This is a genomic window from Pseudomonas sp. 18.1.10 (assembly GCF_024655625.1).
Taxonomy (GTDB): Bacteria; Pseudomonadota; Gammaproteobacteria; order Pseudomonadales; family Pseudomonadaceae; genus Aquipseudomonas.
The window spans coordinates 1-5,322 of record NZ_JANLGL010000295.1; the positions used below are offsets into that span (position 1 = coordinate 1).

At 61.8% G+C, this 5,322-nt stretch carries 3 protein-coding genes; 1 reads left to right on the forward strand and 2 read right to left on the reverse strand.

Going from position 1 to position 5,322, the window contains the following annotated elements; genetic code table 11:
- Nucleotides 1-138: 138 nt before the first annotated feature.
- Nucleotides 139-1,980: a dihydroxy-acid dehydratase gene (ilvD, locus tag NUV89_RS27170; RefSeq protein ID WP_124526784.1), complete on the reverse strand. Its 1,842-nt coding sequence runs from the start codon at nt 1,978-1,980 to the stop codon at nt 139-141.
- Between the two features lie 277 nt (nt 1,981-2,257).
- Between ilvD and NUV89_RS27175 the strand changes: the two genes are divergently transcribed.
- On the forward strand, nt 2,258-3,991 hold the full coding sequence (locus tag NUV89_RS27175; RefSeq protein WP_257783741.1) for a DUF4153 domain-containing protein: 1,734 nt from the start codon (nt 2,258-2,260) through the stop codon (nt 3,989-3,991).
- Here the strand turns inward: NUV89_RS27175 and NUV89_RS27180 are convergent.
- Entirely contained in the window at nt 3,966-5,141 is a 1,176-nt protein-coding gene (locus tag NUV89_RS27180; protein ID WP_257783742.1) for an MFS transporter, read from the reverse strand. The two genes, NUV89_RS27175 and NUV89_RS27180, sit on opposite strands and share 26 nt — an antisense overlap.
- Nucleotides 5,142-5,322 lie beyond the last annotated feature (181 nt).

Here is a 5,322-nt window from a genome sequence, read left to right on the forward strand (position 1 = left end):
TCAGTTACAGAAGTGCTGTCTGACCCACCGCCTTCGCGAGCAAGCCCGCTCCCACAGTTTGATCTCCAGTGTTTTGGAGGGTTTTGGCCAGGCAAAAAAATGCCCCGCACTTGGCGGGGCATTTTTTATGGGCGGGGCTTACAGGCCGTCAAGCATCGCCTTGTTGCGCACAGCACCCTTGTCGGCACTGGTGGCCAGCAGGGCGTAGGCCTTCAGCGCGGTGGTGACTTTGCGCGGACGCTTCTCCACCGGCTTCCAGCCTTTCTTGTCCTGCTCGACCCGGCGCGCGGCCAGTTCTTCGTCGCTGATCAACAGGTTGATCGAACGGTTCGGAATGTCGATCAGCACCTTGTCGCCATCCTGCACCAGGCCAATCGCGCCACCGGCAGCGGCTTCTGGCGAAGCGTGGCCGATGGACAGGCCCGAGGTGCCGCCGGAGAAGCGGCCGTCGGTCAGCAAGGCGCAGGCTTTGCCCAGGCCTTTGGACTTCAGGTAGGACGTCGGGTAGAGCATCTCCTGCATACCCGGGCCGCCTTTCGGGCCTTCGTAGCGGATGATGACGATGTCGCCTTCCTTCACTTCGTCGGCGAGGATGCCGCGCACCGAGCTGTCCTGGCTTTCGTAGATCTTGGCGCGGCCTTCGAAGACGTGGATGGATTCATCCACACCGGCGGTTTTCACCACGCAGCCGTCGAGGGCGATGTTGCCGTACAGCACGGCCAGGCCGCCTTCTTGCGAGTAGGCGTGCTCGACGCTGCGGATGCAGCCGTTTTCACGGTCGTCGTCGAGGGTGTCCCAACGGGTCGACTGGCTGAACGCGGTTTGCGTCGGGATGCCCGCCGGGCCGGCCTTGAAGAAGTGGTGCACGGCTTCGTCGTCAGTCTGGGTGATGTCCCATTTGGCGATGCCTTCAGCGAGGGTCTTGCTGTGCACGGTCGGCAGGTCGGTGTGCAGCAGGCCGCCACGGGCCAGCGAGCCGAGGATCGAGAAGATCCCGCCGGCGCGGTGCACGTCTTCCATGTGGTACTTCTGGATGTTCGGCGCGACTTTGCACAGTTGCGGCACGTTGCGGGACAGGCGGTCGATGTCGCGCAGGTCGAAATCGATCTCGGCTTCCTGGGCGGCGGCCAGCAAGTGCAGGATGGTGTTGGTGGAACCGCCCATGGCGATGTCCAGGGTCATGGCGTTTTCGAACGCCTTGAAGTTGGCGATGTTGCGCGGCAGCACCGACTCATCGTTCTCGGTGTAGTAACGCTTGCACAGCTCGACGATGGTGCGCCCGGCCTGCAGGAACAGCTGCTCGCGGTCGCTGTGGGTGGCCAGGGTGGAGCCGTTGCCCGGCAAGGCCAGGCCCAGGGCTTCCACCAGGCAGTTCATCGAGTTGGCGGTGAACATGCCGGAGCACGAACCGCAGGTTGGGCACGCGCTGCGCTCGTATTCCGCGACCTTCTCGTCAGAAGCGCTGGAATCGGCGGCGATGACCATGGCGTCCACCAGGTCGAGGCCGTGGGAGGCGAGCTTGGTCTTGCCGGCTTCCATCGGGCCGCCGGAGACGAAGATCACCGGGATGTTCAGGCGCAGGGAGGCCATCAGCATGCCGGGGGTGATCTTGTCGCAGTTGGAGATGCAGACGATGGCGTCGGCGCAGTGGGCGTTGACCATGTACTCCACGGAGTCGGCGATGATCTCGCGACTCGGCAGGGAATACAGCATGCCGTCATGGCCCATGGCGATGCCGTCGTCCACGGCGATGGTGTTGAATTCTTTCGCTACACCGCCGGCGCGTTCGATCTCGCGGGCGACCAGTTGGCCCAGGTCCTTGAGGTGGACGTGGCCCGGTACGAACTGGGTGAACGAGTTGGCAATCGCGATGATCGGCTTCTTGAAGTCGTCATCTTTCATCCCCGTGGCACGCCACAGTGCGCGGGCGCCGGCCATGTTGCGGCCGTGGGTGGATGTTTTCGAGCGGTAATCTGGCATGGAGCACTCCGGGCGGCTAATCGGTATCAAAAGGGAGTGAGCTTCTATTGACGTCTGGAACACCCGAAAAATGGCCGTGTGTCCGGAAGTTGCCGCAAACGTTACGGGATCGCCGTGCGCATTGGCCTTGAGCTCATAAACCCGCCGGGGGATGACTGGCGATGAATAGGGCCGATTCTACACCGCTGGCGGCTGGAGGGAACGGGGCATTACAGGGCCTGCGGCTTTGTTTAGACTGGCGGCCTTTTGCCCTCCCCCCCACTCCAAAGGAACTGGAATGCCCGGTATCAATCGTTTTCTTGGGTTCTACCTGCTGATCGGCCTGGTCCAGGGAATCGCCTTCTATTACTCCGACCAGCTTTATCGCGTAAACGAAGCGCTGTTTTTTGTCACCTACACCCTGGTCCTGGTAGGCGGCACCACGTTGCAGTTGCTCGGGGAAAAAGTCCGACACTGGCGTTCGTTGCTGCCGACGCTGGTGTTCACCTTGCTGATGGGCGGCATGACGCTGTGGGTGTGTTATGGCGTCGAGCATATCGGCGACAAGCGTTGGGCGATCAACTCGTGGTTTATCAGTGTGGTGGTGCTGAGCTACGTCTGCGCCAGCTTCCTGTTCGCCTGGCCCTCGGCCAAAGGCCAGCGCTGGCGCTATGAAGACCTGTTCCAGCAAGCCTGGAACAGCGTATTTATCGTGCTCTACGCGCTGATCCTGGTGGGGCTGTTCATGGCCTTGCTCAAGCTGTGGAGCCGCCTGTTCCTGATGCTGGGCATCGAGTTTTTCGAGCGGCATTTCTGGAGTGAGCTGTTCCTGTGTTTCGCCCTGCCGCTGGTGTTCGCGCTGGGCATGTACCTGGCGGCGCGCAGCGAGAAGGTCATCGGGCAGATGCGCAGCATGCTGCTCAGCGCCTGTGGTTTGCTGCTGCCGTTGATCGCGCTCATCAGTGTGCTGTTTACCCTGGCCCTGCCGTTTACCGGGCTCGGGCGGATCTGGGCCACGGGCTACTCCACGCCGATTTTGCTGGTGTTGGCCGGTGCGCAGTTGTTCCTGCTCAATGGGGTGTTCCAGGATGGCCGGCAGCCTCGGCCCTATCCCCAGTGGCTGACGCGGTTTATCGAGTTGAGCCTGTTGTGCCTGCCGGTCCTCGCGGCGCTGGCGTTTTATTCGAGCTGGCTGCGGGTCGAGCAATATGCCTTGTCGCCGCAGCGCTTCATCGCGTTGGCGGCGGCGTTGCTGTGCGGTTTGTATGGCCTGGCGGCGGTGTGGGCGGTGGTGCTGCGTAAACCGGTATGGCTGGGCAACTTACGCGTGACCAACCCGGCACTGGCGTTGCTGTTTTGTGCGCTGGTGGTGTTAATCAACACGCCGCTGCTCAACCCGGTACAGATCAGTGTGAACGATCAGGTGCAACGCTTGCTCGACGGGCGCACCAAGGCCGAGGCCTTTGATGCGCACTACCTGCGTTTTGGCCTGGAGAAGGCCGGCGAGGAGGCTTACGCCAAGTTGCAGGAGGATCTGGATAAAGAGCGCATTCTCGACGCGGACTCGCGCCGCACCCTGCGCGAGCGGATGGACGACACGGCGCTGAGTTTCAGCGAGCAATACGCCAAGGAACGCGCGCAGCGGCCCAAGGCCGAGCTGGAATGGATCGGCCCCAAGCCCAAGGGCAGCGAACAGTTTGCCGAACTGAGCCTGGACACCGACTCACCGTGCGAGACCAATTGTGTGTTGTGGGCGGTGGACCTTGACCTGGATGGCCAGCCCGAAGTGCTGGCGATTCCGAACACCGGCTACCGCCACGATGCCAAGCCACCGCGCATCTTTGCCCTGGATGAAAAGGGCCAGTGGGACGATCGCGGCCCACTGGTCTGGACGCAACTGCCGGACGGCTACGTGGACACCGAAATGCTGATCCACGATATCCGCATCGGCAGGATCGAGCTGGTCAAGCCGCGTTACCGGCAGTTGCAGACCAGTGACATGCTGCTCACGCCGGTAATGCGCGAGCCGTAGTCTGCCGATTGGTCAGCAGCCCCCAGAGGCTGAGCACGATAAAGCTGAGGGCGATGGTCAGCAGCAGATGCTCGCCGGCCTGGGCCAGCGCCGCGCTGCTGACGGCGGCGGTGAGAAACATGATGCTGTTGCCCGCCGACGCGGCCGTGCCGGCGCTGCTGGAGAACAGCAGCATCGCTGCGGAAATCGCGGCGGGTCGCACCAGGGTGACAGCGAGGGCGCTGATTAGCATCGGAATCAGCAGGGTCACCGTGGTGATGGCGTGCAGGCTGACCATCAATGTCAGCAGTAATCCGGCGACGCTCAGCAAGCTGAGGCCGATATTGATCTGCCGCGACAGGGGGATGCGCTTCTGCAAATACGACGCCACGACCCCGCCGAGCAGGTAGGCCACGCCGTACACCATCAGCACCAGCGCGTATTGGTATCCGGAGAGTTTGAGCGTGTCCATGAAGATCAGCGGTGTCACGCTGATTAGTGCGAAGTAGCAGGCGAACACCAGCGCGGCGATCCACCAGTAGCGTAGGAAATCACGATTTTTGCCGACGGCTTTCAGTGTGCCGATGATGGAAACGGCGGCGCGCTGCGGGCTGGCGGCCTTCGACGGCAGGATGCAGGCCGCGTGGATCAACATGCCCAACGCCATCAGGGCAAAGCCGTAGAAGCTGCCTTGCCAGTCGAAGGTGGTTTGCAGCCAGGAGCCGATCAGCGGTGACAGCGCAACGAATGAGCCGCTTAACGTCATGTAATACAGGCGTATGCGGGCGCGGTCTTGTTCGTCGAACAGGTCTTCCACCAGCGCGTGGCCCAGGACGAAAAAGCCACAACCCATGGCCTGCACGCTGCGAAACAGCAGGAAGCTCAGGTAGTCCGGCGCCCAGGCGCAACCGATGGCGCCGAGGATCGACAGGCTGATGCAGCCGACCAGCACTTCCTTGCGCCCCCATTTATCCGACAGCGGGCCGGCCACCAGTTGGGAGATCGCAAAGACCAGCGTGAACAGGCTGATGGACAGCGCGACGTCGGCGGTGGGCGTATCGAAGTGGGCAGACAGGGCGGGGAAGGAGGGCAGCAGGATATTGATCGGGAAGAAGCTGATCAGGGAGATGCAGGTGATGAGGATGAAGCGCGAGAGGGTGGGCCCAGACATTGTTTTTGTTTTCCGGAGTAGAACCAGAAATCGATACTAGTCTGCGGAAAGTGGAATTCAATCAAAAAATGTGGCTTGTAGAAGTCGGAACAATGTTCCTGACACTGCGCAAAAAAGTGTGGGAGCGGGCTTGCTCGCGAAAGCGGTGTGTCAGTCAGCCTACATCTAGCTGATCCACCGC

Excerpts from the sequence above, each read along its gene's own strand:
- NUV89_RS27175 (WP_257783741.1), top strand. The coding sequence starts at position 2,258 with ATGCCCGGTATCAATCGTTTTCTTGGGTTCTACCTGCTGATCGGCCTG.
- ilvD (WP_124526784.1), bottom strand. The coding sequence starts at position 1,980 with ATGCCAGATTACCGCTCGAAAACATCCACCCACGGCCGCAACATGGCC.
- NUV89_RS27180 (WP_257783742.1), bottom strand. The coding sequence starts at position 5,141 with ATGTCTGGGCCCACCCTCTCGCGCTTCATCCTCATCACCTGCATCTCC.